At 48.2% G+C, this 581-nt stretch carries 1 pseudogene; it reads right to left on the bottom strand.

The features are described 5' to 3' along the window. Positions 1-581, bottom strand: a pseudogene (locus F941_RS05705) (YadA-like family protein); the annotation flags it as partial.

Here is a 581-nt window from a genome sequence, read left to right as displayed (position 1 = left end):
TGCAGCTGGCTGCCATTGATGGCGTCTTTCGAAGCAGCATTAACATCGCCATCCGCAACATTGGTGATTTTCTTCTTGCCTGCATCAATGCCTTGAGCCGTAATGCTTGGACCGTCTTTGATGCTGAGGCCGGCATTGTTAATCAGCGTATCGCCCAGTGCAACTGAGTCGAACTTAACATCTTTCTTCGTCGCAACGGTCAGGTTATTCGCTTCACGCTTGATCTCAATGTTTTCACCATCCAAGAATTGAACAGTATCTGAGGCTTTTACTGCACTCGCAGCATCACCATTCGCCTGGATTTTCCAAGTCTGGTTTTGCAGGTTGGCAATATCACCCGTATTGGCCGTAATTTGCTCACCCTGTTTAGTCACAGTTTGGGTCAAATTAGTCACATTTTGATTGGTGCTGTTCAATTGGCTGCCATTGATGGCGTCTTTCGAAGACGCATTGATATCGCCATCCGCCACATTGGTGATTTTCTTCTTGCCCGCATCAATGCCCTGAGCCGTAATGCTTGGACCGTCTTTGATGCTGAGGCCGGCATTGTTAATCAGCGTATCGCCCAGTGCAACTGAGTC

Origin of the sequence: Acinetobacter bouvetii DSM 14964 = CIP 107468 (genome assembly GCF_000368865.1) — a bacterium.
Classification (GTDB): domain Bacteria; phylum Pseudomonadota; class Gammaproteobacteria; order Pseudomonadales; family Moraxellaceae; genus Acinetobacter; species Acinetobacter bouvetii.
The sequence above is the reverse complement of the archived record's forward strand: the minus strand, read 5'-3'. Positions and strand labels throughout refer to the sequence as shown.